This window comes from Streptomyces sp. NPDC093568 (genome assembly GCF_044764945.1).
Lineage (GTDB): Bacteria > Actinomycetota > Actinomycetes > Streptomycetales > Streptomycetaceae > Streptomyces.
Map to the genome: position 1 here is coordinate 916,739 of NZ_JBIWJD010000002.1, position 26,762 is coordinate 943,500.

Below are 26,762 nucleotides of genomic sequence, written 5' to 3' on the forward strand. Positions count from 1 at the left end.
GAAGACGATTCGCTACTTCCGGTCCTGCTGCAGGGTGGCCCACAGACCGTAGCCGTGCATCGCCTGCACATCGCGTTCCATCTCCTCGCGACTGCCACTGGAGACGACCGCCCGGCCTTTGTGGTGGACATCGAGCATGAGCTTGGTGGCCTTGTCCTTGGTGTAGCCGAAGTACGTCTGGAAGACGTACGTCACATAGCTCATGAGGTTGACCGGGTCGTTGTGCACGATCGTGACCCAGGGGACGTCCGGCTCGGGTACGGCGAAGGTCTCTTCCGCCGGTTCGGTGCGTTCGATCTCTACGGGAGCGGGTGACGTCACAGTGCCCATGCTGCCACCGGAGGGGGGTGGTCGCACAAATCCTCGGCTAACCCCGGGGGACCAAATCGTCAGACTGACGAAATGGGGGTACCATCGATTGCCATGAACACAGCGGACCTTGGGCTGCCAGAAGAAGGGCGCGAAGCGCATCCTCAGAAGGGCGGTGGCGGGCGACGGGTGGGCGTTCCGTCGACGGCGCTTTTCACGGACCAGTACGAGCTCACGATGCTGCAGGCGGCCCTCAAGGCGGGCACGGCCGAGCGGCGGAGCGTGTTCGAGGTCTTCACCCGGCGGCTGCCCGAGGGGCGGCGCTACGGCGTCGTGGCCGGCACCGGCCGCGTCCTGGACGCCGTCGAGAACTTCCGTTTCGACGCGGACGTCATCGGCTTCCTGCGCGAGCGGAAGATCCTCGACGAGCAGACCCTCGCCTGGCTCGCGGACTACCGGTTCTCCGGCGACGTGTGGGGCTACCCCGAGGGCGAGGTCTACTTCCCGGGCTCGCCGATCATGCGGGTGGAGGGCACCTTCGCCGAGTGCGTGCTGCTGGAGACGGTGATCCTCTCCATCCTCAACCACGACTCCGCGATCGCCGCCGCCGCCTCCCGCATGTCGTCGGCCGCCGGTGACCGCCCGCTCATCGAGATGGGCGCCCGCCGCACCCACGAGCTGGCCGCGGTGGCCGCGGCCCGGGCCGCCTACCTCGGCGGCTTCGCCTCCACCTCCGACCTGGCCGCCGGCTTCCGCTACGGGATCCCCACGGTCGGCACCAGCGCCCACGCCTTCACCCTGCTGCACGACCGCGAGCGCGACGCCTTCCAGGCCCAGGTCAGCTCCATGGGCCGGGGCACCACACTGCTCGTGGACACCTACGACGTCGCGGAGGCGGTCCGTACGGCCGTGGAGGTCGCCGGGCCCGAGCTGGGCGCCGTCCGCATCGACTCGGGCGACCTGCTGCTGGTCGCGCACCGGGTCCGCCAGCAGCTGGACGAGCTGGGCGCGACCGGAACCAAGATCATCGTGACGTCCGACCTGGACGAGTACGCCATCGCCTCGCTGGCGGCGGCGCCGGTGGACGCGTACGGCGTCGGCACCCAACTGGTGACCGGGTCCGGGCATCCGACCTGCTCGATGGTCTACAAGCTGGTCGCGCGCGCCGAGTCCACCGACCCCGCGGCCCCGCTGGTACCGGTGGCGAAGAAGTCGACCGGCGGCAAGACCTCCATCGGCGGACGCAAGTGGGCGGCGCGCCGCCTCGACGCGTACGGCGCCGCGGAGGCCGAGGTCATCGGCACGGGGACGGTGCCGGACGAGCTCGCCGAACGGCAGCTGCTGGTCGAGCTGATCAAGGGCGGCGAGGTGCTGGCACGCGAGCCCCTGGACGTCGTACGGGACCGGCACGCGGCCGCCCGCGCCGGCCTGCCGCTGTCCGCGACGCAGCTGTCGCGCGGGGAACCAGTCATTCCGACGGAATATGTCAACGGGCGCTCGGAGGGCCGGGCGGGGTCGTGAAGCGAGTGCGCCCGGCGCGCTCACTCCATGCCCCCTCCCGCACCGCAGCCGAAGTCTCTAGGCTCGGAAGTTCACGGCCGGGCCCGCAGGCTTTCTCCGTCCCGACCCCAGCGTCCATAACCGAAGGACACCGACCATGCGCCGCGCCTTGATCGTCGTAGACGTGCAGAACGACTTCTGCGAGGGGGGCAGTCTCGCCGTGTCCGGCGGAGCCGATGTGGCCGCCGCCGTCACCGAGCTGATCGGGCAGGCGGCCGGTTCCGGCTACCAGCACGTCGTGGCCACCCGCGACCACCACATCGCCCCGGGCGGCCACTTCTCGGCCCACCCCGACTTCGCGCACTCCTGGCCGGCGCACTGCGTCGCGGGCACGGAGGGTGTCGGCTTCCACCCGAACTTCGCCCCCGCGGTCGCCTCCGGCGCGATCGACGCGGTGTTCGACAAGGGGGCGTACGCGGCGGCCTACAGCGGGTTCGAGGGGACCGACGAGAACGGCGTGAAGCTGGCCGACTGGCTGCGGGCCAGGGAGGTCTCGGAGGTGGACGTGGTGGGCATCGCCACGGACCACTGCGTGCGCGCCACCGCGCTGGACGGGGTGCGGGAGGGGTTCCGTACGCAGGTGCTGCTGGATCTGACCGCGGGGGTGGCCACGGAGACCACGGAGCGGGCGTTGGACGAGATGCGGGAGGCGGGCGTGGAGCTCACCGGGAAGCCTGTCGTGGCGTAGCGCGCCGCGAGGGGGAGCCATCGGCCGTCGAGCGTCTGCGGGCGCGTCATGGCTGGTCGCGCCCGCGCGGCGGCAGCCGCATATCGATACGGCCCCGCGCCCCTTACGGGGTTGCAGCGGGCCTTCTCAGCAGGGCCCTGATCGGGTGCCACAGCTCCTGCATCAGTTCCGGGGCCATGGGGACACCGTTGTCAGGGGCCGTTCGCCATATCAGGCCGTCGGGGTGGTGCAGGACGGCTGTGATCTCGTCCGGGGTCGGCGGGGCGGCGTTGCCGCGCAGGTACACGGCGCGCATGCCCAGGTTGCGGAGCCTGGTCAGGGCTCGGGCGCGGTTCTGGGCGTGGACGAGGACACGGACGCAGCCCGTGCCGTCGGCGGTGGGTCTGGGCAGGTTCAGAGCCACCACCACGCTGCCGGTCGGCAGCTTGCAGAAACCTCCTGCGGCCATGCGGTCACACCCCCGTGCGAGTCGGTGTCAATAAGGGAAGCACAGGGTGCACCTAAACACGACCGGCGGCAACCCCGCCAGGGGGTCGCCGCCGATCATGCTCTGACCTGCGAAGATGTCGATTACTTCACCGCAGGGCCGACCTCGAGCTCGATCGTGGAGCCGTCCTTGGCCTCCTTGGTGATCTTGATCTTGGTGTTGGTGTCAGTGATCTTGACACCGGCGGTCGGGGTCTGCGCGTCGTAGTACGTGTTGGCGCGGTCGTTGAAGACCGAGACCCCCGGACGCGACGGGACCTTGGTCAGGACGTCCGAGTTATGCAGGTTGATCCCGTCCGTACGGAACTTGCTGAACGGCGAGTCGTAGGACTGGATGCGGTTGCGCATCACCGTGCCGTCGGTCCACTTCAGCGCCGCCGGGTGCGAGTCGATCGGCAGGACCAGACCGACACCGGGGTGGGCGCTGGTGTTGTTGTCCGCCTGGGAGGTGTCCCACTTCCAGATCAACAGGCCGTTCTGGTACGCGTAGTGCTCCACCCAGTCCGGACGGGTCCCCGCGAAGCCGAAGTTGTACGGGCCGGTCTTGAGGACCTTGTCGTACGAGACGTACTGACGGTTCTCGGCGATGTAGTACTGCGCGTAGTCGTCCGTGATGGACGCGCCGATGCGGGAGAAGCCCTTGGTCTTCCAAGCGGCGTCCGCGGCCTCGGCGTTGTCGGAGAACACCGCGGCGCCGTCGGCGGTCACGGTGATCTGGTCGGCCGCGAAGCCCTTCTGGGCCACGCCGCCGTCCGTCTGGTAGCGGAAGCGCAGGTCGATCTTCTTGCCGGCGTAGGCGTCCAGCGGGAAGACCAGCTTCTTGTACGCGTCGACCGTGCCGGTGAGCGCCGGCTTGCCGCTGGCGTCCTTCGGGATGGCCGCACCGTCGACGGTGCCGTCGACGGCCGTCCAGTTGGCGCCGCCGTCGGTCGAGACCTCGGTGTAGAGGTAGTCGTACTCGGCCTCGATGTCGTACCAGCCGTCCAGCGTCAGCGAGGCGGAGGCCTTGCCCGTGAGGTCCACGGAACGGCTCAGGGTGTTGGCGAGGTTGTCACCGCTGCCGCTCCACCACTGGTTCGCACCCTGCGCCGGCGCCACGATCTCGGTGGTGACCTTCTTCTTGGGAAGCTCGACCACAAGAGCCTGCTTGTGCTTGGTGTTGTACTCGGCGACACCCAGCTTGTGCCACGAGCTCGTGGCGGCCTTGGCGGTGTCGTACTTGAGCCAGCCCAGCTGGAGCTTGTCCCAGGCGGTCATGTCGCCCGGCAGGTCACCGATCTCGTTCTTGCCGGTGCCGAGCCAGGAACCGGAGGACATCAGGGTCCAGAAGCCGGTGGAGTTGTCGCCGTTGCCGGTGGTGTCGTAGTGGTCCGGCAGACCGAGGTCGTGGCCGTACTCGTGGGCGTAGACACCCAGGCCGCCGTTCTCGGGCTGGACCGTGTAGTCGCCGACCCAGACGCCGGTGTCGCCGATCTTCGCGCCGCCCAGCTTGTTGCCGGCGGGGCCGGTGGCACCCGCGTCGGTGCCGAACGCGTACCAGCGGTGGGCCCAGATGGCGTCGGTGCCCTGCGCGCCGCCGCCCGCGGACTCGTCCTCACCGGCGTGCACGACCTGGAAGTGGTCGATGTAGCCGTCGGCCTCGTTGAAGTCGCCGTCGCCGTCGAAGTCGTAGCGGTCCCACTGGTCGAACTGCTGGACGTCCGCCTTGATCTCGGCGTCGGTCTTCCCAGCTGCCTTCTGCTGGGCGACCCACGCGTTCAGACCGTCGCTGACGACGTTCCAGACGCTGGAGCAGTTGGTCTGGCCGCAGGCGTTGTTGCCGTAGCGGGCCTCGTTGTAGGGGACCTTGACCCAGTCGGAGACCTCGCCCTCGACCGAGTAGCGGCCCGAGGACTGCTTCTCGTAGTACTTCTTCACCGACTCGGTCTTCTTGCCGGTGCCGAAGTAGAGGTCCTGGTAGTGCTTCTGGTTGTAGTCCTTCTTCCACGCCGTGGAGTTGTCCAGGGCGCGGTCGGGCTCGGCTATCTGGTTGTGGGACGGGCCGGGCGTGCCGCCGAACTCACTGAGCTTGTCGCCGAACTCGACCAGGATCGTGAAGATCTTGTCGGTCTTCTCGCGGCCGAGCTCGACGTACTTGCTGTCGCCCTTCTTGCTCTTGAGCTGGACGACCTGCGAGCCCTCGCGCTTGGTCACCTTGGCGTCGCCGGATATGACCTGCTTCAGGGCTTCCTCGCGCTGGGCCTCCTGAGTCTTGCTCATCGGGCCTTCGAGGTTGTGCTCGGCGTGGGTGTTGTCCGCCGGGTCGTGCCGCTCCACGGAGGCCGGCGCACCTTCGTCGGCCTGAGCCACCGCGAAGGTCGAGAACGTGGCCGCCGCCGTGGCGAGCGCGACGGCGGTTGCCGCCGTTCTGAACGTCCAGGGTCTACTGGTCACTTGAGATCCTCCCCCGCGCCGGGCGCGCGGAAGGAGGGTCCTGGTCATGGAGGATCCGCGCGCGTGATCAACGCGTGTAGTCAAGTGACGACATTTGACTAGAGGTTAAGCAGAAAAGACAGACCTTGACTTGGACAGGTCAATTGCATTATGCGGAGTCGATGTTCGTTTAGCGAACAACGATCTCTCTCGAACGGGCGCGCGACTGCGTCCACTTGCTGGACGCCATGACTCCGTGCGCCCCCCGTGCACCGGCACTGTTGGTCAGGTCACGCTTACTGTTTGTTCCACTCGGGCATGCACGCGGTTAGAGTCGGATGGCGGAACGCCCGGACGTCGGCGGAAAGCCAGGCCGAGACCCCCGTGCACCCCTGATTCCGAGGACACGATGATCATGCCTCGTCCGACTGCCGCACAGCTCACCTACGGCTCGTGCACCGTGATTTTCTCGACGCTCGCCATGCTGCTGCTGTCACAGACCAGTTCGGGTGTGGGCATCGCGGTCATCGCCGTGTCGGCACTCCTGCTCGGGCTGCTGGTCGCCATGACGGTGCCCATGCCCAAGAAGCCGCGCGTGGTGGCGGTGGGCAAGCCCGCCGGCGCGGAGCGGAAGACCGAGGAGCCCGCGCTCACCCAGTCCTGACCGACCGACCTCACCGGTCGTCCGGTCCCGTGCGCCTCAACTGCCCGTGCTCACCACCACCGTCTTCGCCGCCTTGTCGTGCAGACCCTGCTTGTAGGGCCGGTCGAAGTAGCTCCAGCCGCCGCAGATCGCGGTCCAGATGCACGCGCAGCAGAACGCGAACGGGATCCACAGCACCGCCGCGCGGATCAGTGAGGTCTGCACGGACGGTGTGGCGCCGTCGTCGAGGTTGGCCACCCGCATGTTGAGCAGCTTCTTGCCGAGGGTCTGCCCCGTGCGGACGGTCAGGACGGTGTCGTACGCGATGTAGAGCACGGCGGCGATGGCGGACTGGCCGAGGGACTTGCCGTACTCCACCTTGTCGGTGTCCACGTCGAGTTCGGTGACCCCGAAGCCCCACGTGAGCAGCCAGACGACGACACCGACCAGGATCATGTCGAGGATGCGCGCCAGCGTGCGCTTGCCGCTGTCGCCGAGCGGGGGCATCCCGGCGAGCGGGTCGGAGGGGTAACCGCCACCGCCGTACGGTTCGCCGCCGCCAGGTCCGCCGCCATAGGGGCCGCCGCCACCGCCGTACGGGCCACCGCCACCGGGTGGGGGCGGGGGCTGGCTGCCGTACGGCGGCTGGTCACCGTACGGCGAACCCGAGCCGCCGGACGGCGGGGGCTGCTTCCTGAACGGGTCGTCTTCCGGGGGCTGCTGACCGGAGCCGGGAGGCGGTTCGCTGCTCATGGCCCCGAGTCGACCGCGAACCCGGCGGTTTCGCATCCGGCGGAGGGCCGTCCGAGGTACGTAAATCCCCTACGACGGCGCCCTTGGAACTCAGCCCGCGACGAACGTATGCGCCGCCTTGTCGTGCCAGCACTGGCGCCACGGCCGGTCGAACACACACCACAGCACGCCGACGACGCCGACGATGAGCAGGCCGGGGACGCTGTAGACGAGCCAGCGGCGCACGGCCGCGCCGAACTGCGGGGGCTCGTGGCCCTCGATGTCCCGCACCTCCAGGCCGAGCAGCTTCTTGCCCAGCGTGCGGCCCCACTTGGCGGTGGGCAGCGCCTCGTACAGCACGCCGAACACCAGCAGCACGGCCAGGATGATGCCGAAGTAGACCGACGTGGTGCCGTCCAGCAGCCACACGGTGACCGTCTCGCCGGAGAGCTTGGCGGCGTCGATCTTCTCGTTGACGTGGTCGAGGGCCTTGCCGCCGAGCGGCACGGCGGCCACCGCGGTGACGGCGGCCAGGACGACGGTGTCCAGCAGCCGTGCGGCCAGCCGCTTGCCGAGGTTCGCCGGGCGGGCGGCGGCCTGACGCATGGCGGCCGCCTGGAAGGGGTCCATGACCGGCGGCTTCCACGGGGCGACCGGCTGGTCGTCGTCGGCCGGGCCCGCGAGCCGGTGGACCTGCTGCGCCCAGGAGGACTGCCCGCCGCCGGCCCCGGACGTCATGGGCGTGGCGGAGGCGTCGGGGCCCTGCTGCGGGCCGGACTGGCGGGGGACGCTCGGAGCGGCCTGCTGTGCGCCGGACAGGCCCGTCGGGGCGGCCTGCGCGGCGCCGGAGCCGGAGCCCGGCTGCCCCTGGGCCCCCGCGGCGCGGTCGGCGGCGGCCTTCCCGGCGCCGAAGCCGGGGCCCTGCGGGGCGCCGGCCGCGGAGGGGCGCTCTGCGTCCGGACGTGCGGCGCCCGGGACGGCGGACGCGCCCGTGCCTCCGGCCTGCGCCCCGGCCGCCCCGCCCTGCTGCCCCGTGCGCGGGGACACGGCGCGGATGGCCATGGTGCCGTCGGCGGGGGCGGGGCCACCGGGGTGGGGGACGCCGGGAGTGGCCTGGCCCGCGGCGCCGGTCACCGGCCTGCGGATCATGAACGTGTCACCGGAGGAGACCCCGCCGAGGGGCGTCTCCGGCTCGGCGGGCGGGATGTTCGCCGTGCCGTCGGTGCGGGCGGCGCGGCCGTCCGGCTGGGCGCTCGCGCGGGGGTCCCGCGGATCGGGCTCCGGCTGCCCCCAGGAGACCCGGCGGTCCTGGTCGCCGCCGAAGCCCGACTGCTGGGCGGAGTCGGCGCCCCAGGCGGACGCCGGCTCGGGGCGGCTGCCGTGCTGGGCGCCGCCGGGTGCGGGCTCGGCGGCCGGCTCCTCGTCGAAGAAGTGCGGGCCGGTCTCCTCCACCGCGGGGGCCGGGGCGGCCTGGGCCGGCTGCACACCGGGCGGCGGGGCGAGCGACTCGCCGTCCGAGGGCGCCGGACGGCTGGTGCCCGGCACCCAGGAGGCACCGTTCCAGTACCGGACATATCCAGGAATGGACGGGTCCGGGTAATACCCTTCGCGGGGCCGGTCGTCACCGGGGGCCGGGGTTGGGGCGCTCATGTCCGTCGTCCGGTATCTGCTCGTGGGTCAAATAGAGGCCTCCACATCTATCAGACGGGCGCAACAAGCACCGCCAGTCCCGCCGGACCCACCCCTTTCCGGGCAACCTCGTACACGGACTTCACACGAGCCGAACCGGTCCGCGAACACCGGCGAAACAAACCCGAATCTCCCCGCCAGCGCCGCATGTCCGGCGGGGGCGATCGGCCCGTCCCTCGGCTGGGGGTCCGGGGGTTATCCCCCGGGAAGACACAGCCAGACGGGCGCAACAAGCACCGCCAGTCCCGCCGGACCCACCCCTTTCCGGGCAACCTCGTACACGGACTTCACACGAGCCGAACCCGTGTGGGGACGGGCCGGAAAAAAGTTCCCGGAACCCGCGTAATGATCCGCGCCCCCGCCGCCTCTCCACTCGTACGGGCCCGTCCGCAAGGCCCGCACGCGGCGCGAGAGAGGACACGTACGCCATGCATCACACCGTCGTAGAGCGCGAACTGGAGCTGAGGCTCATCCTGTCGCCGGAGCGGGGGGTCGCCGTTCCGGCGCTGCTGAGCTATCACAGCGACGATCCGTTCGCCGTCCACATCACCTTCCACACCAACTCCGAGCACCCCGTGTTCTGGACCTTCTCCCGCGACCTGCTCGTCGAGGGGGTGTTCCGGCCGTGTGGGCACGGGGACGTGCGGGTGTGGCCGACGAAGGCAGAGGGGCGCAGTGTGGTGCTGATGGCGCTCAGTTCGCCGGACGGGGACGCCCTGCTGGAGGCACCCGCGGCGCAGGTGTCGGCCTGGCTGGAGCGGACGTTGCGGGTGGTGCCGCCGGGGACCGAGGGCGAGCAGCTGGGGATCGACGACGCGCTCGACCAGCTGCTCGCCCAGTGAGGCGCGGGACTTCAGAAGAGCTTGCCCGGGTTCAGGATGCCCAGCGGGTCGAAGACCTGTTTGATCCCGCGCTGCATCTCGATCCCCACCGGGCCGATCTCCCGCGCCAGCCACTCCTTCTTCAGCACGCCCACCCCGTGCTCGCCCGTGATCGTGCCGCCGAGTTCCAGGCCCAGGGCCATGATCTCGTCGAACGACTCACGGGCGCGCCGGGACTCGTCGGCGTCGCCCGCGTCGAAGCAGACCGTCGGGTGCGTGTTGCCGTCTCCCGCGTGCGCGACGACGCCGATCGTGAGCTGGTGCTTCTCCGCGATCCGCTCCACGCCCTCGATGAGGTCACCGAGCCGCGAGCGGGGCACGCACACGTCGTCGATCATCGTCACGCCCCGCACCGCCTCCAGCGCGGTCAGGGACAACCGCCGTGCCTGCAGGAGCAGTTCGGACTCGGCCGCGTCCTCCGCCGGGACGACCTGGGTGGCGCCGGCCGCCTCGCACAGCGCGCCGACGGCGGCCAGGTCGGGGGCGGGGTCGGGAGTGTCGAACGCGGCCAGCAGCAGGGCCTCCGTCGTGTCCGGCAGCCCCATGTGCGCCAGGTCGTTGACGGCCTTGACCGTCGTACGGTCCATGATCTCCAGCAGTGACGGCACATGCCCGCCGGCCATGATCCGGCACACCGCGTCACAGGCGGCGGCCGCGGACGCGAACTCGGCGGCGAGCACCAGTTGCTGGGGCGGCTGCGGCTTCAGCGCCAGGACGGCGCGTACGACGATGCCGAGCGAGCCCTCGGAGCCGACGAAGAGGCGGGTCATGTCGTATCCGGCGACCCCCTTCGCCGTACGCCGGCCCGTCGTCATCAGGCGGCCGTCGGCGAGGACGACGTCGAGGCCGAGGACGTACTCGGCCGTCACCCCGTACTTCACACAGCACAGCCCCCCGGAGGCGGTGCCGATGTTGCCGCCGATGGTGCACATCTCCCAGCTGGAGGGGTCCGGCGGGTAGTACAGGCCGTGTTCGCCGACCGCGCGGGAGAGGGTGGCGTTGACGACGCCGGGCTCGACGACGGCGATGCGGTCGACGGGGTTGATCTCCAGGATGCGGTCCATCTTGGTCAGGGACAGCACGACGCAGCCGTCGGAGGCGTTGGCCCCGCCCGACAGGCCCGTGCGGGCGCCCTGCGGGACGACCGGGACGCGCAGCTCGGTGGCGGTGCGCATGACGTGCTGGACCTCTTCGACGGTGCGCGGCAGCACGACGACGGCCGGGGCGCCGGCCGGGCAGAAACTGGCCATGTCGTTGGCGTAGGAGGCCGTGACGTCGGGGTCGGTGAGGACGGCCTCGGCGGGCAGACCCGCGAGCAGCCGCTCGGTGAGGTCACCCCGGGCCTGGTCGGGTGCGGCTTCGGTACGGCTCATGATCACAGCGTGACACCCGGGGCCATCGGTGTGAACCCCATGTACGGCGGCCGACGTACAGCGGGTGTGGTCGTCGTGTCGGCGCGGGGTTTCACGCACAGTGAGCGCCATGGAGAACGACGCCGTGCAGAACGAACAGGACGCGTCACACGGCCGCCCGCGGATCCGGCGGCGGGTGCTGCTCGCCGCGGTGGCGGGGTGTGCCGTGCTCGGCGGGATGCTGGCGCTGCTGCCGTGGGGGCCGCGCGACTCGCGGACGGCCGCGCCAGCACCCGGGGCGCAGGCGCTGACGGCGGTCACCACGGGGGTGACGGCCGCGTTGCCCGATCTGGCGGTGCTGATCGACGAGCGGGAGCGGCGTGTGCGCGCGCATCCCGGCGACGCCGAGTCGTGGGCGGTGCTGGGGGCGGCGTACGTCGAGCAGGGGCGGCGGACCGCCGAACCGGCGTACTACCCGAAGGCGGAGAGGGCGCTGCGCACCTCGCTGAAGGCGCGGGCGAAGAACGCCGGGGCGCTGGACGGCATGGCGGCGCTGGCCAACGCGCGGCGGGACTTCGGGGCGGCGCGGAGGTGGAGCGAGGCCGCGCTGAAGGCGGACCGCAAGCGGTGGACGGCGTATCCGCAGCTGATCGACGCCCACAGCGGCCTGGGCCGGTACCAGGCGGCCAAGCGGGAGCTGGACCGGCTGTTGGACCTGCACAAGGGACCCGCGGTACTGGCGCGGGCGGCGTGGGTCTACCGGGACCGGGGCTGGCGGGAGGACGCGGCGGCGGCCCTGTCGGACGCGGCGGCCGGCGCCCGGACGCCGGCCGAGCGGGCGGCGTATCTGGAGGGGGGCGGGCAGCTCGCCTGGGAGCGCGGCGACCTGGAGGTGGCCCTGCGGCACTTCCAGGAGGCGGTGCGGCTGGACCCCGACCAGCGGGCGGCGCTCGCCGGGCAGGGGCGGACGCTGGCGGCGCTGGGCCGTACGACGGAGGCGCTGAACGCCTACCGGGTGGCGTTCGCCAAGCGGCCCGACCCCGAGTACGCGCTGGAACTGGGCGAGTTGTACGAGTCGCTGGGGCTGGGCCAGGCGGCGCGGGTGCAGTACGACCTGCTGCGCGAGCGGGCGGCGCGGGGCGCGGCCGGCGGGGTGGACCAGGAACTGGTGCTGGGCCGCTTCGAGGCGGACCACGGCGACGCGAAGTCCGCGGTACGGCGGCTGCGCGCGGAGTGGCGCCGGCAGCCGGGGACCGCGGTGGCCGACGCGCTGGGGTGGGCGCTGCACCGGGCCGGGGCGGACAAGGAGGCGCTGACGTTCGCCCGGAAGGCGACCGACCGGGCGAAGGGGGGTGCGGTGCGCAGCGCGCTGTACGTGTACCACCTGGGGATGATCGAGCGGGAGCTGAAGATGCCGGGGGCCGCGCGGCGGCATCTCCAGGAGGCGCTGCGGATCAACCCGCGCTTCTCGCCGACGCGGGTGCCGTTGGCGGAGGCGGCGCTGGAGGAACTGGGGCAGCCGTCCGTCGAGGACGTACCGGACTGGGCGGCCGAGCCGCGGCGGAAGTGACCTCGCCGCGGTCCCCCGGCCGTGCGGGCCCCCGTGGTGCCCGCACGGCCGGAGTGGCTCAGCCGGGCGGCGTCAGAGGTTGCCGCGCTTGGCCTGCTCCCGCTCGATCGCCTCGAACAGGGCCTTGAAGTTGCCCTTGCCGAAGCCCATCGAGCCGTGCCGCTCGATGATCTCGAAGAAGACCGTCGGCCGGTCCTGGACCGGCTTGGTGAAGATCTGCAGCAGATAGCCGTCCTCGTCGCGGTCGGCGAGGATCTTCAGCTCGCGCAGGGTCTCCACGGGCACCCGGGTGTCGCCGACCCACTCGCCGAGGGTGTCGTAGTAGGAGTCCGGGGTGTCGAGGAACTGGACGCCGGCCGCCCGCATCGTGCGGACCGTCGCCACGATGTCGTTCGTGTTGAGCGCGATGTGCTGGACGCCCGCGCCGCCGTAGAACTCCAGGTACTCGTCGATCTGGGACTTCTTCTTGGCGATGGCGGGCTCGTTGATCGGGAACTTGACCTTGAGCGTGCCGTCGGCCACGACCTTCGACATCAGCGCGCTGTACTCGGTCGCGATGTCGTCGCCCACGAACTCCTTCATGTTCGTGAAGCCCATGACCTTGTTGTAGAAGCCGACCCATTCGTTCATCCGGCCGAGCTCGACGTTGCCGACGCAGTGGTCGATGGCCTGGAAGGTGCGCTGGGCGGGCGGCTCGACGATCGGCTTCGCCGCCTCGAAGCCGGGCAGGTACGGGCCGTCGTATCCGGAGCGCTCGACGAGGGTGTGGCGGGTCTCGCCGTACGTCGCGATGGCGGCCAGCACGACGGTGCCGTGCTCGTCCTTCACCTCGTACGGCTCGGCGACCGAGCGGGCGCCGTGCTCGACGGCGTAGGCGTACGCGGCACGCGCGTCCGGCACCTCGATGGCGAGGTCGACGACGCCGTCGCCGTGCTCGGCCACGTGCTGGGCGAGGAAGTGGCCCCAGGTGGTGGCGGGCTTGACGACCGAGGTGAACACGAAGCGCGCCGAGCCGTTCTCCAGGACGTAGCTCGCGGTCTCGCGGCTGCCGTTCTCCGGTCCGGAGTAGGCCACGAGGCGCATGCCGAAGGCGGTCGAGTAGTAGTGGGCCGCCTGCTTGGCGTTGCCCACGGCGAAGACGACCGCGTCCATTCCCTTGACCGGGAAGGGGTCGGCCCGCCGTGCGGTGTCGGGAGTGTGGTGTGTGGTCTGCGTCATAGCCGCAGCCTCACCCCAGACGGCAAGGTGCGCAATGGTTTGTGTTTTCACTGGGCAACATGACCAGTGCGGTACCTGTTTTCGCGGACTCTCTGTACAGGATGACCACCCCGCTCAGGAGGCTGTCGTGGCGATCGATCATCTGGACGGGCGGATCATCGTGCTGCTCGCGCGCGAGCCCCGGATCGGGGTGCTGGAGATGTCCCGGCGGCTGGGTGTGGCCCGCGGGACCGCGCAGGCGCGGCTGGACCGGCTTCAGTCGAACGGAGTCATCCGCGGATTCGGTCCCCAGGTCGACCCGGCCGCGCTCGGCTATCCGGTCACCGCGTTCGCCACGCTGCAGATCCGGCAGGGGCAAGGGCCGGACGTACGGGCTCACTTGGCGACCGTGCCCGAGGTGCTGGAGCTGCACACGACCACCGGGACCGGCGACATGATGTGCCGGCTCGTGGCGCGCTCCAACGCCGATCTCCAGCGGGTGATCGACCGCGTCGTCGGTTTCGATGGGATCGTCCGGGCCTCTACCGCGATCGTGATGGAGAACCCCGTTCCGCTGCGGATCATCCCGCTGGTGGAGCAGGCGGCGGAGGACCGGGAGAGCAGCTAGCCGCTACCAGGTGGGGTGAGCCCGCGTGAGCTTCTGGGAGTACCTGGACAACCGCCACCAGCAGCTGCTCGCCGACGCCTGGCAGCACGCCAGCGCCGTCTTCCAGTGCATGGTCGTGGCGACCGTGCTCGGGGTGCTCATCGGGGTGGCCACCTATCGCAGCACGTGGGCCGGCAACCTCGCCACGCTGACCACCTCCGGCATCCTGACCATTCCGTCGCTCGCCATGATCGGTCTGCTCATCCCGGTCGTGGGGCTGGGCGTGGCGCCCACGGTCATCGCGCTGACCCTGTACGGCCTGCTGCCGATCGTGCGCAACTCGATCGTCGGGCTGCGCGGCGTCGATCCGTCCCTGGTGGACGCGGCCCGCGGCATCGGCATGTCCCGGCTCGCCCGGCTGCTGAAGGTGGAGCTGCCGCTCGCCTGGCCGCCGATCCTGACCGGGATCCGGGTCGCGACGCAGATGCTGATGGGCATCGCGGCCATCGCGGCGTACGCCTCCGGCCCCGGCCTCGGCAATGTGATCTTCCGCGGGCTCGCCTCCCTTGGCAGCAAGAACGCGCTCAACCAGGTGCTCGCGGGCACCCTCGGGATCATCGTGCTCGCCCTGCTGTTCGACGCCGCCTACGTCCTGATCGGACGGCTGACCATCTCCAGGGGGATCCGTGTCTGAGAGCAGCGCGCGCGAGGACCACCACGGTGCCTCCATCGAGCTGGAGAACCTGACGAAGCGGTATCCCGGCAACCCGCAGCCGTCCGTGGACAACGTGAACATGGAGATCAAGGCGGGCGAGGTCGTCATCCTCGTCGGCCCCTCCGGGTGCGGGAAGTCGACCACGCTGAAGATGATCAACCGGTTGATCGAGCCGACCGGTGGCCGTATCCGCATCGGCGGCGAGGACGTCACCGACATCGACCCGGTGAAGCTGCGCCGCAAGGTCGGGTACGCGATCCAGTCGGCCGGCCTGTTCCCGCACATGACGGTCGCGCAGAACATCGCGCTCGTACCGAAGATGATCGGCTGGTCGAAGGCGCGGATCGGGTCAAGGGTCGAGGAGCTCCTCGACCTCGTCGGGCTGGACCCCGGCGAATTCCACGGCCGCTATCCGCGGCAGCTGTCCGGCGGTCAGCAGCAGCGCGTGGGCGTGGCGCGGGCGTTGGCCGCCGATCCGCCGGTGCTGCTGATGGACGAGCCGTTCGGCGCGGTCGACCCGATCACCCGCGATCATCTCCAGGACGAGTTGATCAGGCTCCAGCACGAACTGCACAAGACGATCGTCTTCGTCACGCACGACTTCGACGAGGCGATCAAGATCGGTGACCGGATCGCCGTGCTGCGCGAGCGGTCGCACATCGCCCAGTTCGACACCCCGGAGGCGATCCTCACCAACCCGGCCGACGACTTCGTCTCCGGGTTCGTGGGGGCCGGGGCGGCGCTGAAGCGGCTGAACCTGACCCGGGTACGGGACGTGGAGATCACCGACTACCCGACGGTGACCGTCGACGACCCGCTCCAGGAGATCTTCAACCGGCTCCGCTCCAGCGGCACCAACGAGATCCTGCTGCTCGACAAGCGGGGCCGGCCCTACAAGTGGCTGCGGCGCGGCGACCTGATGCGGGCCCGGGGTTCGCTGGCGCGGGCCGGGACGCTGGTCAGCGACACGGTGACGCGGGACGCCACGCTGCGGGACGCCCTGGAGGCGGTCCTCACCGACAACGCGGGGCGGGTCGTGGTGACCGGGCGGCGCGGGGAGTACACGGGCGTCGTCGACATGGAGACGCTGATGAACTCCGTGCACGAGCTGCTGGAGGCCGACCGGCTGGAGGCGCTTGAGGCCCAGCACGAGCTGGAGGATTCACGGACCGGGCGGACGCACGCCGAGCAGGAGGGCGACGGAGGGGAGCAGAAGGCGTGAGCAGTCCCGAGGCCCCGAGGACGACCCAGGTCCGGGAGACGTCCGATGTCGCCGAGGAACCCGGAACCGCCGGGTCCGACGAGACGCCCTCCCCCGCCGCGCCGAAGCGCCCGGTCCGGAGGCTGAGTTGGCAGCAGCTCACGATCGTGCCCGGGATGCTGGTGGTGCTGCTGCTGGCGACCTGGCTGTGGTTCCGGCAGGCCGACCTCGACCCGGTCTCCGAGAACGCGCTGTCGAACGGCCAGGTCTCCCAGGCCCTGTGGGAGCACATCGAACTCACGGCGATCTCCACGTTCTTCGTGCTGATCATCGCGATCCCGCTGGGGATCCTGCTCACCCGGCGGGCGTTCCGCAAGGCGACCCCGGTGGCCATGGCGTTCGCCAACATGGGCCAGGCGACCCCGGCGATCGGCCTGCTCGCGCTGCTGGTGATCTGGCTGGGCATCGGCCGCAGGGCCGCGCTGATCGGCATCATCATCTACGCCGTCCTGCCCGTGCTGTCCAACACGATCGCCGGTCTCAAGGCGAACGACCCGACGCTGCTGGAGGCGGCCCGCGGCATCGGAATGTCGCCGCCCGGCGTGCTGACCCGGGTGGAACTGCCGCTGGCGGTCCCGCTCATCCTGGCCGGTGTGCGGACGGCCCTGGTCCTCAACGTCGGCACGGCGACCCTGGCGGTCTTCGGCGGGGGCGGCGGGCTGGGCGTCCTGATCACGGCCGGCATCACCAACCAGCGCATGCCGGTCCTGGTGCTGGGCTCGATCCTCACGGTGGCGCTGGCGCTGCTGGTGGACTGGCTGGCGTCGCTGGCGGAAGTGCTGCTGCGGCCACGGGGGCTGGACCTGTGAGGCGGCCCGCCGTCCTGCTGACGGCAGGCTTGCTGCTGGCGGCCGCGGGGTGCGGCCTGACCAGCGGCTCCCCCATGGTCGACGACGTACGGCCGGGCTCGATCGGGCGGGGCGAGCCGCTGAAGGGCGCCAAGCTGACGGTGACGTCGAAGTCGTTCACCGAGCAGCTCATCCTCGGCGCGATCATGGGCATCGCCTTCGAGGCTGCCGGCGCGGAGGTCCTCGACCGCACCGGCATCCAGGGGTCCATCGGCAGCCGGGAGGCGGTGCGCAAAGGGGACGCCGACGCCGGGTACGAGTACACGGGCACGGCCTGGATCACGTACCTGGGGCACAGCGATCCGATCACCGACCCGCACGAGCAGTGGGAGGCGGTGCGGAAGGAGGACGCGGGGAACGGCCTGACCTGGCTGCCGCCGTCCGCGCTGGACAACACCTACGCGCTGGCGATGAACCAGGAGAACCACAGGAAGTACCGCACGAATGACCTCTCCGAGGTCGCCGCCCTGTCCAAGTCCGACCCCGCCGCGGTGACCCTGTGCGTGGAGGTCGAGTTCGCCAACCGGGCGGACGGGCTGCCGGGCATGCAGAAGGCGTACGGCATGGACGTGCCGACGAAGAACATCACCCAGATGGACACCGGGATCATCTACACGCAGGCGGCGAAGGGGAGTTGCACCTACGGCGAGGTCTACACGACGGACGGCCGCATCAAGTCCATGAACCTGGTGGTGATGGACGACAACAAGCACTTCTTCCCCAACTACAACGCGGCCCCGGTGATCAACACCAACACCCTGAAGAAGTGGCCGGCCATCCCCGAGATCCTCGACCCGATCACCAAGAAGCTGAACAACACGGTCGCGCAGGACCTGAACGCGAAGGTGGACGTGGACGGGGAGGATCCGCATCAGGTGGCGTTGGACTGGATGAAGGGGGAGGGGTTGGTGAAGTGACGTAGAGGTTGGATAGATACAAAGAGTCCGTTGCAAAGGTTCCTTTGCAAGGATATCTTTGTACGCATGACGGAGCCCCGCCCTGCCAAGGTTCACGATCTCGACGCCCGTTCCCTGCGGGGACTCGCCCACCCCCTGCGCATGCAACTGCTCGACGCCCTGCGCTTCGGCGGGCCGGCCACCGCCTCCCAACTTGCCGAGAAACTGGGCGAGTCCAGCGGGTCCACGAGCTACCACCTACGCCAGCTCGCCGCCCATGGCTTCGTGGAGGACGCCCCCGAGCGGGGCAAGGGCCGGGAGCGGTGGTGGAAGGCGGCGGTACAGGGGCTGCGGTTCGACGACGCCCTCCTGCGCGACCCCAACCCAGAGGTGCGCGGGGCAGCCGACCTCTACCTGCACGAGGTCGCGACCGCACAGACGCGCGAGCTGTCGACGTGGCTCGGCACCCGCGAGGAGTGGTCGGAAGCGTGGAATCGCAGCACGGACATGAGCAGCATGACGCTCCGGCTGACCCCGCAGCTCGCCTACGAACTCGCCGGCAAGATCCACGAGTTGATCGACAGCTACCGCGACCGGCCCGATGTCGCGGACGCCCCCGACGCCAGCTCCGTGCGCGTGCAGACCCGCACCTTCCCCATCACCACGGACTGAGAGGCCGAAGCCTGATGCAGCACCCCGAGACCCGCCTCGCCCTGCACCACGCCCGCGCCGCCGACCTCCACGCCCGGGCCGACGCCCACCGCCTCGCCCGATCGGCCAGGCGCCCCCAGCACCTCCGCACCCGCCTCGGCTGGACCCTCGTGGAGGTCGGCCTGCGCCTCGCGACCCCTCGGTCACCGGCACTGGCGCACTAGCAGCCAGGCACAGAACCCTTCCCCGACCCCAGCGCGTCCAGCGCGCTCACCGCGCCCTTCAGTGTCGTCACCGGCACCAGGCGCAGCCCCTTCGGCAGTTCCGCCTTCGCGTCGTCGCACTCGGCCTTCGGGACCAGGAAGACCGTCGCGCCGTCGCGCTTGGCGGCCTGGGTCTTCAGGGAGACGCCGCCGACCGCGCCGACCTTGCCGGCCGCGTCGATCGTGCCCGTGCCGGCGATGGTGCGGCCCCCGGTGAGGTCGCCGCCCGCGCCGTTGCCGTTGAGCTTGTCGATGATGCCCAGGGAGAAGAGGAGTCCGGCGCTCGGGCCGCCCACGTCCGCGAGTTTCAGGGTGACCTTGATGTTCTTGTCGTTCAGGTCGAGGTAGTTCAGCGCGGCCTCGGTCGCGTCGTCCTGGGACTCCTTCATCTGCTCGGTGTTGTACTGCTCGATCTCCCGCGTGCTCTGCCCGCTCGGATAGACCGAGTCGCGCGGCATGACCGCCTCGTCCGTGCGGAACCACGCGTCGACCAGGTCACCGAGCCTCACGTCCGCGTCCGGCGAGGTCGCCTCGATCGTCGTCATGCGCAGCTGGCCGCTGGTGTCCCGGGTCGGCGCACCGGAAATCGTGATCACCGGCTCGCCCCGGTTCTCGCCCAGCACGTCCGCCGTCAGGCCGGGCTGCGTCAGCGAGAACGGCAGTGGCGCGAAAGCCGCCGTGGCGAGCAGGGCCACGACCGGCAGGGCGCAGACGGCGACGGCCCGGGGGCGCGTGAGACGAGAGAACACGGGATCAATCTAACGTGGCGGCGGCTTCCGGCCAGGCGCAGGTCGGAGCTGCCCAGGTTCCCCCATCTAGGTCACGTACAGGTCTCGCCGCCGCTCGGTGAAACGCCGCAGTACGTCCGGTACCGGCTCCACCCCGATGCCCGGCGCTCGCGGCACCGGCAGATGGCCGTCCACCAGCACGAACGGTTCCGTGATGTCCTCGGCGAAGTAGCGGCTGGACGCGGAGGTGTCCCCGGGCAGCGTGAATCCGGGCAGGGCCGCCAGCGCGAGGTTCGGCGCGCGGCCGATCCCCGTCTCCAGCATGCCGCCGCACCACACCGGCACCCCGTGCGCGTGGGCCACGTCATGGACCCGCCGCGCCTCCAGGTACCCCCCGACCCGCGCGGGCTTCACGTTCACGACCCGGCAGGCGTCCATGGCGATGGCGGACGCGGTGTCGCGGGCGTTGTGCAGGGACTCGTCCAGGCAGACGGGGGTCGCGATGCGCTGCTGGAGGCGGGCGTGGGCGTACAGGTTGTTCTCGTCCAGCGGCTCCTCGATCAGCAGCAGCCCGAACTCGTCCAGCCGCCGCAGATGCTCGGCGTCCGCCGGCGTGTACGCCGTGTTGGCGTCCACCTGGAGCGGCAGGTCCGCCCCGAAGCGGTCGCGCACGGCCCGTACCGGCTCCAGGTCCCAGCCGGGTTCGATCTTCAGCTTGATCCGGACGTAGCCCTCGGCGAGATAGCCCTCGACGTCCTCCAGCAGCTCGCCGACGCTCTCCCTGATGCCGACCGACACCCCGGCCGGCACCCGCTCCCGTACCGCCCCGAGATATGTGGCCAGCGACATGCCGTACGACCGCAGCTCCGCGTCCAGGACGGCCGTCTCCAGCGCCGCCTTCGCCAGCTCGTGTCCCTTGATCTTCGCCATCGCCGGCCCGAGATGGGCGGCGGTGAGCACCGGGAGGGCTGCGACCCGCGGCAGCAGGAAGTCCCGCAGCACGAGCTCCGCGCCGGCCACGAACTCCGAGCAGTACAGCGGCTCGGGGTCGGCCGCGAACTCCGACCAGCCCTCGGCGGTGTCGGTGACGACGTGCAGCAGGAAGGTGTCCTTCGTCGTCATCGTGCCGAAGGAGGTGCGGAACGGGGTCACCAGGGGGATCGCCACATGGACGATCTCGACGCGTTCGAGCTTCACGGGGTGCCTTCCGAGGAGCGGGTGAGCGTGTACCAGCCGTCCCGGGACATGCCCGTCGCGGTGAAGCCGTCGGCGAAGGCCTTCGTGAACACCTCGCGCACGGCCCGCCGCCAGGCCAGCGCCAGCCCCGGCTCGGCCGCCCGGATCCGCACTATGTCGTCGGGCACCCGGCACCACACCCGCCGCTCGTCCAGGTCACGACAGGCGAGCGGCCCGCCGTCGGGGGCGAGGTGGGTGGTGGGCGCGCAGTCGCGGCCGGGGGTCTCGTCCGGTCTCGGGGAGGAGGCGGGGTACGACCGTCCGGGCTCCGCGACCAGCTCCCAGGTCACCGCCAGCCGGTCGCTCTCGTCGCCGTCGTTGACGCCGTCCGACATGGGCCCGTAGAAGTCGACGAGGTACTGGGTGCCGACCGCGCCCAGCTTGACCAGGTTGAACCGGGCGTTGCGCCCCACCAGCGGATCGAAGGTCCACCGCATGGTCCGCGCCCCGCGCTGCACGGCCCACGCCCGCTGGGCCTGCTTCACGTCGAGCCCGAGCCCCTGATCGGCCGCCGCGACCAGCGAGTACGCCTCCTGGTCCGCGGGCGGCCCGAACACCGCGACGGCGGCCCCGGCCAGCCGCGCCCCGTCGTACGCGGCGTGCACCGCACCGCCCGCGTGAACGAGGCTGTGCAGCACTTCCGCCGGGTACGGCGGGGTACTACGGGGCGTCTGCCATACGTCGCTGAAGAAGTCGGCGACGGCGGCGAGCCCGGTGACGTCGTGGACGGTGCGGATGCTGACGGAGGTCATGTACCGAGTGTCGGAGGAGGCGGCGCCTGTGCCTAGGGCGCCTCGCGGCCACCGCCCGCCCCCGTGTCCCCGCCCCCTGTCCCCGCCCTGTCCGTCCCCGTCCGTCCCCGTCCTGCCCCGTCCTGCCCCGTCCCGTGTCAGCGCAGCGCCTCCGCCACCTCCTTGGCGGCGTCGACGACCCGCGGCCCCACTCGCTCGGGCACCGCGTCGGCCAGCATCACCACGCCCACGCTGCCCTCGACACCGGTCACCCCGAGCAACGGCGCTGCCGCCCCGCTCGCTCCCGCCTCCAGCTCGCCCTGGGTCAGGGTGTAGCCGGGCTCGTTCATCGGCTGAAGCCGGGCGGCGAGTATCGCCCGTCCCGCGGCACCGCGGTCCAGGGGGTGGCGGAATCCGGCCCGGTAGGCCACGTGGTAGTCGGTCCAGGTCGGCTCGACCACGGCGACGGCGAGCGCCTCCGTGCCGTCCACCAGCGTCAGATGGGCCGTCGCCCCGATGTCCTCGGCGAGCGAGCGCAGCGCCGGCAGCGCGGCCTCGCGTACCAGGGGGTGTACTTGTCGGCCCAGTCGCAGCACCCCGAGCCCGACCCGGGCGCGGCCGCCCAGGTCACGGCGTACGAGGGCGTGTTGTTCCAGCGTGGCGAGGAGCCGGTACACGACAGTCCGGTTCACGCCCAGTTTGTTGGATAGCTCGGTGACGGTCAGCCCGTGGTCCGTATCGGCCAGCAGTTTGAGGACACGCAGTCCCCGGTCGAGCGTCTGAGAGGTCTCCGCGGTCACGACGCCCACTCCTTAGTGGTGAGGTCGACGGCCCCCTCGCGGCGGATGCGTCACCGAGTCCCGTCAGTAACGCGCTTCAGAGGCCGCCGATCGGCCTGCGGTCCGGCCTTCCGGACCGCGTCGCTTCACGGCTGCGCTCCGCGGCGGCGCTGCCACGGGGCGTGTGCGTAGGCGGACAGTAGCGAAGGCGGTTCGCTGAGCGGAAGGCTCCGTCCAGAATCCGGGCATGGGTGCGTACGGAGCACGACCGTTCGTCCCGGAATGTACGGCGCGTGTACGGCGTGTGAAGCGCCCCCCGAGAGGGGCCTCACCTCATCCGGGTGGCCCACTCCTGCACCTTGGCGATCCGCTGCCGAAGCTGACCGGCCGTCGCCTCCGCGCTCGGCGGCCCACCGCAGACCCGCCGCAGCTCGGTGTGGATGACGCCGTGCGGCTTGCCGCTCTGATGGACGTACGCGCTCACCATCGTGTTGAGCTGCTTGCGGAGCTCCATCATCTCCTTGTGCGAGACGACGGGCCGCCGCTCGGCGGGCAGCTCCAGCAGGTCCGCCTCGGCGTCCGGCTTCTTGCGGCTGTGCGCGATCTGCCGGGCCTGCCGCTTCTGGAGCAGCAGCTGCACCTGATCGGGCTCCAGCAGCCCCGGGATGCCGAGGTAGTCCTGCTCCTCCTCGCTCCCCGGGTGGGCCTGCATGCCGAACTCGGCGCCGTCGTAGAGCACCCGGTCGAAGACGGCCTCGGACTCCAGCGCCTCGAAGGAGAACTGCTCCTGCTCGCCGGTGTCCTCGTCCTGCTCCTTGTTCGCCTCCTCCATCTCCTTCTCGGATTCGGCGTACGGGTCCTCCTCGCCCTCCTTCTTCGGCTTGTCGAGGGCGTGGTCGCGCTCGACCTCCATCTCGTTGGCGAAGGTGAGGAGGTCGGGGACGGTCGGCAGGAAGACGGAGGCGGTCTCGCCGCGCCGCCTGGACCGCACGAAGCGGCCGACGGCCTGGGCGAAGAAGAGGGGCGTGGAGATGGTGGTGGCGTACACCCCGACGGCGAGCCGCGGAACGTCGACGCCTTCCGACACCATCCGCACGGCGACCATCCACCGGTCGTTGTTGCCGCTGAAGTCGTCGATCCGCTTGGACGCGCCGGCGTCGTCGGAGAGGACGAGGGTCGCCTTGTTGCCGGTGATCTCGCGGATCAGCTTGGCGTAGGCGCGCGCGGAGTCCTGGTCGGAGGCGATGACGAGCGCGCCGGCGTCCGGGATGGCCTTCCTGACCTCGGTCAGCCGCTGGTCGGCGGCGCGCAGCACACTCGGCATCCACTCGCCGCGCGGATCGAGCGCCGTACGCCAGGCCTGGCTGACGGCGTCCTTGGTCATGGGTTCGCCGAGCCGCGCGGCGATCTCGTCGCCGGCCTTCGTACGCCAGCGCATGTTGCCGCTGTAGGAGAGGAAGATGACCGGCCGCACCACGTGGTCGGCGAGGGCGTTGCCGTACCCGTACGTGTAGTCGGCGGCGGACCGCCGGATTCCGTCGTTCCCCTCCTCGTACGTCACGAAGGGGATGGGGTTGGTGTCGGACCGGAACGGCGTACCCGTGAGGGCGAGCCGGCGGGTGGCGGGCTCGAAGGCCTCCAGGCAGGCCTCGCCCCAGGACTTGGAGTCACCGGCGTGGTGGATCTCGTCCAGGATGACGAGGGTCTTGCGCTGCTCGACCCGGTTGCGGTGCAGCATGGGCCGTACGCCGACACCCGCGTAGGTCACCGCGACGCCGTGGTAGTCCTTGCCGAGCGGTCCGGCGCTGTACTCGGGGTCGAGCTTGATGCCTATGCGCGCGGCCGCCTCCGCCCACTGCTTCTTCAGATGCTCGGTCGGCGCGACCACGGTGACCTGCTGCACGACATGGTGATGCAGCAGCCAGGAGGCCAGCGTCAGCGCGAAGGTCGTCTTGCCGGCGCCCGGCGTGGCGACCGCGAGGAAGTCACGCGGCTGCTCCTGGATGTACTTCTCCATCGCGCCCTGCTGCCAGGCACGCAGCTTGCTGGCGGTGCCCCAGGGGGCGCGGCCGGGGAAGGCGGGTGACAGGTGGTGGGAGTGGGGGGCGGAGCTGGAGCTGGCAGACATAGGTGTGGGCCCGGAGGGCCCTCCGTTGAGGGTGGTGGCGGGTGACGGGCGGGCGGTAGTCACGGTCTCCGGGGAGTGGGTCGGGCGGCTCGGCGTACGTGTGTTGGCGACTCGGCTACGTATGACAACCGGGCCACCCTACCGGCGGCCCGACCGTGTCCATGGGCGAGCGGGGCCGGGTCACACGCGGGTGGGACCGACGTCACAACCGCCGCAGCCGCCCCGCGATCACCCCGACGTCACCCTCCGCCCCGGAGGCCACGTCGATGACCAGTGCGTACGCCGTGTCCTGGTCGACACCGGTGAGGTCGACGCCGTTGAGGGCGAGGAAGGTCGCGGTGGCGAGCCAGGCGGTGCGCTTGTTGCCGTCGACGAGGGGGTGGTTGGTGGCGAGGGCGTGCAGGAGTGCGGCGGCCTGTTCGTGGAGGTCGTCGTAGGCCGCCGTACCGAACATGCGGGCCCGGGGCCGGTGCACGGCCGAGGCGAGCAGTCCGGGCGCCCGCGCCTCGGGCGCCCGCCCGCCGAAGGCGACCTCGGCGAGGGCGGTGACCTCGGCGACGGTGAGGTGGCGGGTCATTCGCCGAGCCTCCTCAACAGGTCGGCGTGCGCGGCGCCGAGGCGCTCGGCGACGGACCGCACGCGCCGGGCCTCGTCGTCCAGGTACGCGCGGACGGCTTCCTGGGCGACGTCCTCCGGGCGGCGGCCGGTGGCGTCGGCGAGGTCGTCGAGGGACTGCCGGGTGGCGGGGTCGAGGCGGACGGTGAGCTCGTGCATGGCGCGAGCGTACGGCCCGCGATCACACCCCCACGATCGATTTACTCCCAGCCCGCGGAGGCGGCCGGGGCGAGGGGGTGGAGCCCCTGGAGGGCGGGACGGGTCGGGGTGGCGGGTAGCGAACCCCTCCCCCGCCCCAACTCACCGCTCCCGCACCCGGGTAGTGACCCAAGCCCCCACCAACGCCACCCCCGCCATCGGCAGGAACACCGCCGCGAACGCCGCCGGATGCGACCCGGCGGTCGCGGCGCCCGTGGTCGCGTGGCTCACCGTGCCGCCGCCCAGGGCGGCGAAGGCGGCGCCGCCGGCCGCCAGGAGCACGACGTTGGACAGGCCGTCGGAGATCTGGAGGGCGGCGGAGTTCGTGCCGGCCTCCTCGGGGGCGGAGAGGTGGAGCAGCAGCACGCTGGTGGAGGAGATCACCAGCCCCATCCCGAAGCAGCCGAACGCCCACGCCACGGCGACGGTCCAGGCGGGCACGGAGTCGATCAGCACGCTCGGCGCGGCGGCGATGGAGGCCGCGACCAGCAGCATCCCCAGCGTCATCAGCCGTTCCCGGTACGGCTCCACCCGCGGCCGGGACTGCATCCACGACCCCAGCGCCCAGGTCCCGCCGCCCGCCGCGAGCGAGAACCCGGCGAGCGTCGGCGACAGCCCCCGCTGAGTGACCAGCATCAGCGGCACGAAGGACTCGGCGGCGATGAAGGACCCGGCGGCGACCCCGCGCAGCAGCACCACGGACGGCAGCCCGCGCGCCGCCCGGTACGTGCCGCGCGGCAGCAGCCCGAGCACGGCCGGCACGAGGAGCGCGGCGCCCGCGACGCCGGGGACGAGGGAGAGCCACCGCAGGTCCTGGGCGGCGTACTGCAGCAGCCCCGCGCCGAGTGAGATGCCGAGGGCGAGCCGGATCCGCCGCCGGTCCATCGAGGTGCCGCCTGCGGTGGCGTCGAGCGGCCCGCCCGCCCGCCGCCGTATCTGCGGCAGCGCGAGCGCGAGCGGGAACACGACGAGCACCGGGATCCCGACGAACACCCAGCGCCAGCCCAGCTGCTCGGTCACCGCCCCGGCGGCCAGCGGCCCCACGATCGACGGCACGACCCAGCTCGCCGCGAACGCCGCCATGATCGCCGGCCGCAACCGCTCGGGGTAGGCCCGCCCGACGACGACGTACAGCGCGACGATGACCAGTCCCCCGCCCAGCCCCTGCACGGCCCGCCCGAGAATGAACAGCCACATCGCTCCCGCGGTCCCGGCCAGCAGCAGCCCGGCTCCGAAGGAGGCGATCCCGGCCGTGAGCGCCCCGAGCGGTCCGCGCCGGTCCGACCACTGCCCGGCGAGCACCATCCCGAACAGGCTGGTGGTGAAGTACCCCGAGAACGCGAAGGCGTACAGCGACACCCCGTCCAGCTCCCGCGCGGCCACCGGCATCGCCGTCCCGACAGCGGTCGCCTCGAACGCGATGAGCAGCACCACGGAGACGATCCCGACACTGAGCGCCCGATAAGACCTGCTCAGCACGGTCTCCTCGGCTTCGGGGCCGGTGGGGACATCGGAGGTCTTCGCAACGTCGGCGTCGCGTGGCTCGAGGGCAGTCATGGTCGTCAGCGTAAGGGCCACAACACCGTT

27 protein-coding genes are annotated in these 26,762 nt (G+C 71.1%); 12 read left to right on the plus strand and 15 right to left on the minus strand.

Going from position 1 to position 26,762, the window contains the following annotated elements; genetic code table 11:
• Nucleotides 1-12: 12 nt before the first annotated feature.
• Nucleotides 13-330 (minus strand): ATP-dependent Clp protease adapter ClpS, encoded by a 318-nt coding sequence (clpS, locus tag ACIRD7_RS13600; RefSeq protein ID WP_403452952.1) that lies wholly within the window; start codon nt 328-330, stop codon nt 13-15.
• A gap of 93 nt (nt 331-423) precedes the next feature.
• Between clpS and ACIRD7_RS13605 the strand changes: the two genes are divergently transcribed.
• Complete coding sequence (locus tag ACIRD7_RS13605; RefSeq protein ID WP_403452953.1) at nt 424-1,830, plus strand: nicotinate phosphoribosyltransferase; 1,407 nt, start codon at nt 424-426, stop codon at nt 1,828-1,830.
• Between the two features lie 136 nt (nt 1,831-1,966).
• Complete coding sequence (locus tag ACIRD7_RS13610) at nt 1,967-2,557, plus strand: nicotinamidase (RefSeq protein WP_403452954.1); 591 nt, start codon at nt 1,967-1,969, stop codon at nt 2,555-2,557.
• A 103-nt stretch (nt 2,558-2,660) separates the two neighbouring features.
• Here the strand turns inward: ACIRD7_RS13610 and ACIRD7_RS13615 are convergent, their stop codons facing one another.
• A complete protein-coding gene (locus ACIRD7_RS13615; RefSeq protein ID WP_403452955.1) occupies nt 2,661-3,005 on the minus strand; it encodes a hypothetical protein in 345 nt (114 codons plus the stop codon).
• Between the two features lie 122 nt (nt 3,006-3,127).
• Nucleotides 3,128-5,476, minus strand: a complete 2,349-nt coding sequence (locus tag ACIRD7_RS13620; RefSeq protein WP_403452956.1) for an immune inhibitor A domain-containing protein — start codon at nt 5,474-5,476, stop codon at nt 3,128-3,130.
• A 394-nt stretch (nt 5,477-5,870) separates the two neighbouring features.
• On the opposite strand from ACIRD7_RS13620, the gene ACIRD7_RS13625 reads away from it, so the two are divergent.
• Nucleotides 5,871-6,119: a hypothetical protein gene (locus ACIRD7_RS13625; RefSeq protein WP_403452957.1), complete on the plus strand. Its 249-nt coding sequence runs from the start codon at nt 5,871-5,873 to the stop codon at nt 6,117-6,119.
• Nucleotides 6,120-6,155: 36 nt separating this feature from the next.
• On the opposite strand, the gene ACIRD7_RS13630 is transcribed toward ACIRD7_RS13625, so the two are convergent.
• Together ACIRD7_RS13630 and ACIRD7_RS13635 are read right to left on the minus strand one after the other, a co-directional pair.
• Entirely contained in the window at nt 6,156-6,851 is a 696-nt protein-coding gene (locus ACIRD7_RS13630; RefSeq protein WP_403452958.1) for an RDD family protein, read from the minus strand.
• 90 nt (nt 6,852-6,941) lie between these two features.
• Entirely contained in the window at nt 6,942-8,480 is a 1,539-nt protein-coding gene (locus ACIRD7_RS13635) for an RDD family protein (RefSeq protein ID WP_403452959.1), read from the minus strand.
• A gap of 467 nt (nt 8,481-8,947) precedes the next feature.
• Here ACIRD7_RS13635 and ACIRD7_RS13640 point away from each other — a divergent pair, with 467 nt between their 5' ends.
• Nucleotides 8,948-9,361, plus strand: a complete 414-nt coding sequence (locus tag ACIRD7_RS13640) for an SsgA family sporulation/cell division regulator (protein ID WP_403452960.1) — start codon at nt 8,948-8,950, stop codon at nt 9,359-9,361.
• Between the two features lie 11 nt (nt 9,362-9,372).
• On the opposite strand, the gene ACIRD7_RS13645 is transcribed toward ACIRD7_RS13640, so the two are convergent.
• On the minus strand, nt 9,373-10,779 hold the full coding sequence (locus tag ACIRD7_RS13645) for an FAD-binding oxidoreductase (RefSeq protein WP_403452961.1): 1,407 nt from the start codon (nt 10,777-10,779) through the stop codon (nt 9,373-9,375).
• A gap of 103 nt (nt 10,780-10,882) precedes the next feature.
• On the opposite strand from ACIRD7_RS13645, the gene ACIRD7_RS13650 reads away from it, so the two are divergent.
• Nucleotides 10,883-12,322, plus strand: coding sequence for a tetratricopeptide repeat protein (locus ACIRD7_RS13650; protein ID WP_403452962.1), 1,440 nt, complete (start codon nt 10,883-10,885; stop codon nt 12,320-12,322).
• A 72-nt stretch (nt 12,323-12,394) separates the two neighbouring features.
• Here ACIRD7_RS13650 and hppD read toward each other — a convergent pair whose 3' ends face one another.
• The gene (gene hppD / locus ACIRD7_RS13655) at nt 12,395-13,540 is read right to left on the minus strand and encodes a 4-hydroxyphenylpyruvate dioxygenase (protein ID WP_403452963.1); all 1,146 of its coding nucleotides are present in this window, start codon (nt 13,538-13,540) and stop codon (nt 12,395-12,397) included.
• A 127-nt stretch (nt 13,541-13,667) separates the two neighbouring features.
• Here hppD and ACIRD7_RS13660 point away from each other — a divergent pair, with 127 nt between their 5' ends.
• From ACIRD7_RS13660 to ACIRD7_RS13690, 7 genes are all read left to right on the plus strand, one after another.
• The gene (locus tag ACIRD7_RS13660) at nt 13,668-14,147 is read left to right on the plus strand and encodes an Lrp/AsnC family transcriptional regulator (RefSeq protein ID WP_403452964.1); all 480 of its coding nucleotides are present in this window, start codon (nt 13,668-13,670) and stop codon (nt 14,145-14,147) included.
• A gap of 25 nt (nt 14,148-14,172) precedes the next feature.
• Nucleotides 14,173-14,820 carry an ABC transporter permease gene (locus ACIRD7_RS13665; protein ID WP_403452965.1) on the plus strand — a complete coding sequence of 216 codons (648 nt, stop codon included), beginning with the start codon at nt 14,173-14,175 and terminating at the stop codon, nt 14,818-14,820.
• Complete coding sequence (locus ACIRD7_RS13670) at nt 14,813-16,063, plus strand: betaine/proline/choline family ABC transporter ATP-binding protein (protein WP_403452966.1); 1,251 nt, start codon at nt 14,813-14,815, stop codon at nt 16,061-16,063. The genes ACIRD7_RS13665 and ACIRD7_RS13670 overlap by 8 nt, the downstream gene beginning before the upstream one ends.
• Nucleotides 16,060-16,911, plus strand: coding sequence for an ABC transporter permease (locus tag ACIRD7_RS13675; RefSeq protein WP_403452967.1), 852 nt, complete (start codon nt 16,060-16,062; stop codon nt 16,909-16,911). Before ACIRD7_RS13670 ends, ACIRD7_RS13675 begins: the two co-directional genes overlap by 4 nt.
• Nucleotides 16,908-17,867, plus strand: coding sequence for a glycine betaine ABC transporter substrate-binding protein (locus tag ACIRD7_RS13680; RefSeq protein ID WP_403452968.1), 960 nt, complete (start codon nt 16,908-16,910; stop codon nt 17,865-17,867). Before ACIRD7_RS13675 ends, ACIRD7_RS13680 begins: the two co-directional genes overlap by 4 nt.
• Before the next feature lie 66 nt (nt 17,868-17,933).
• Nucleotides 17,934-18,518, plus strand: a complete 585-nt coding sequence (locus ACIRD7_RS13685) for an ArsR/SmtB family transcription factor (RefSeq protein WP_403452969.1) — start codon at nt 17,934-17,936, stop codon at nt 18,516-18,518.
• 14 nt (nt 18,519-18,532) lie between these two features.
• Nucleotides 18,533-18,721, plus strand: coding sequence for a hypothetical protein (locus ACIRD7_RS13690; RefSeq protein WP_403452970.1), 189 nt, complete (start codon nt 18,533-18,535; stop codon nt 18,719-18,721).
• Here the strand turns inward: ACIRD7_RS13690 and ACIRD7_RS13695 are convergent.
• From ACIRD7_RS13695 to ACIRD7_RS13730, 8 genes are all read right to left on the minus strand, one after another.
• Entirely contained in the window at nt 18,718-19,509 is a 792-nt protein-coding gene (locus ACIRD7_RS13695) for a PDZ domain-containing protein (protein ID WP_403452971.1), read from the minus strand. The genes ACIRD7_RS13690 and ACIRD7_RS13695 overlap by 4 nt on opposite strands.
• Before the next feature lie 66 nt (nt 19,510-19,575).
• The gene (menC, locus tag ACIRD7_RS13700) at nt 19,576-20,685 is read right to left on the minus strand and encodes an o-succinylbenzoate synthase (protein ID WP_403452972.1); all 1,110 of its coding nucleotides are present in this window, start codon (nt 20,683-20,685) and stop codon (nt 19,576-19,578) included.
• The gene (locus ACIRD7_RS13705) at nt 20,682-21,476 is read right to left on the minus strand and encodes a chorismate synthase (protein ID WP_403452973.1); all 795 of its coding nucleotides are present in this window, start codon (nt 21,474-21,476) and stop codon (nt 20,682-20,684) included. The genes menC and ACIRD7_RS13705 overlap by 4 nt, the downstream gene beginning before the upstream one ends.
• 137 nt (nt 21,477-21,613) lie before the next feature.
• Nucleotides 21,614-22,255, minus strand: a complete 642-nt coding sequence (locus tag ACIRD7_RS13710) for an IclR family transcriptional regulator (RefSeq protein ID WP_403452974.1) — start codon at nt 22,253-22,255, stop codon at nt 21,614-21,616.
• 307 nt (nt 22,256-22,562) lie between these two features.
• Nucleotides 22,563-24,362: a DEAD/DEAH box helicase gene (locus tag ACIRD7_RS13715; protein ID WP_403452975.1), complete on the minus strand. Its 1,800-nt coding sequence runs from the start codon at nt 24,360-24,362 to the stop codon at nt 22,563-22,565.
• Nucleotides 24,363-24,564: 202 nt separating this feature from the next.
• The gene (locus ACIRD7_RS13720; protein WP_403452976.1) at nt 24,565-24,939 is read right to left on the minus strand and encodes a type II toxin-antitoxin system death-on-curing family toxin; all 375 of its coding nucleotides are present in this window, start codon (nt 24,937-24,939) and stop codon (nt 24,565-24,567) included.
• On the minus strand, nt 24,936-25,136 hold the full coding sequence (locus tag ACIRD7_RS13725; protein ID WP_403452977.1) for a CopG family ribbon-helix-helix protein: 201 nt from the start codon (nt 25,134-25,136) through the stop codon (nt 24,936-24,938). Before ACIRD7_RS13725 ends, ACIRD7_RS13720 begins: the two co-directional genes overlap by 4 nt.
• A 141-nt stretch (nt 25,137-25,277) precedes the next feature.
• Nucleotides 25,278-26,732, minus strand: a complete 1,455-nt coding sequence (locus ACIRD7_RS13730) for an MFS transporter (RefSeq protein ID WP_403452978.1) — start codon at nt 26,730-26,732, stop codon at nt 25,278-25,280.
• Between the last annotated feature and the right edge of the window lie 30 nt (nt 26,733-26,762).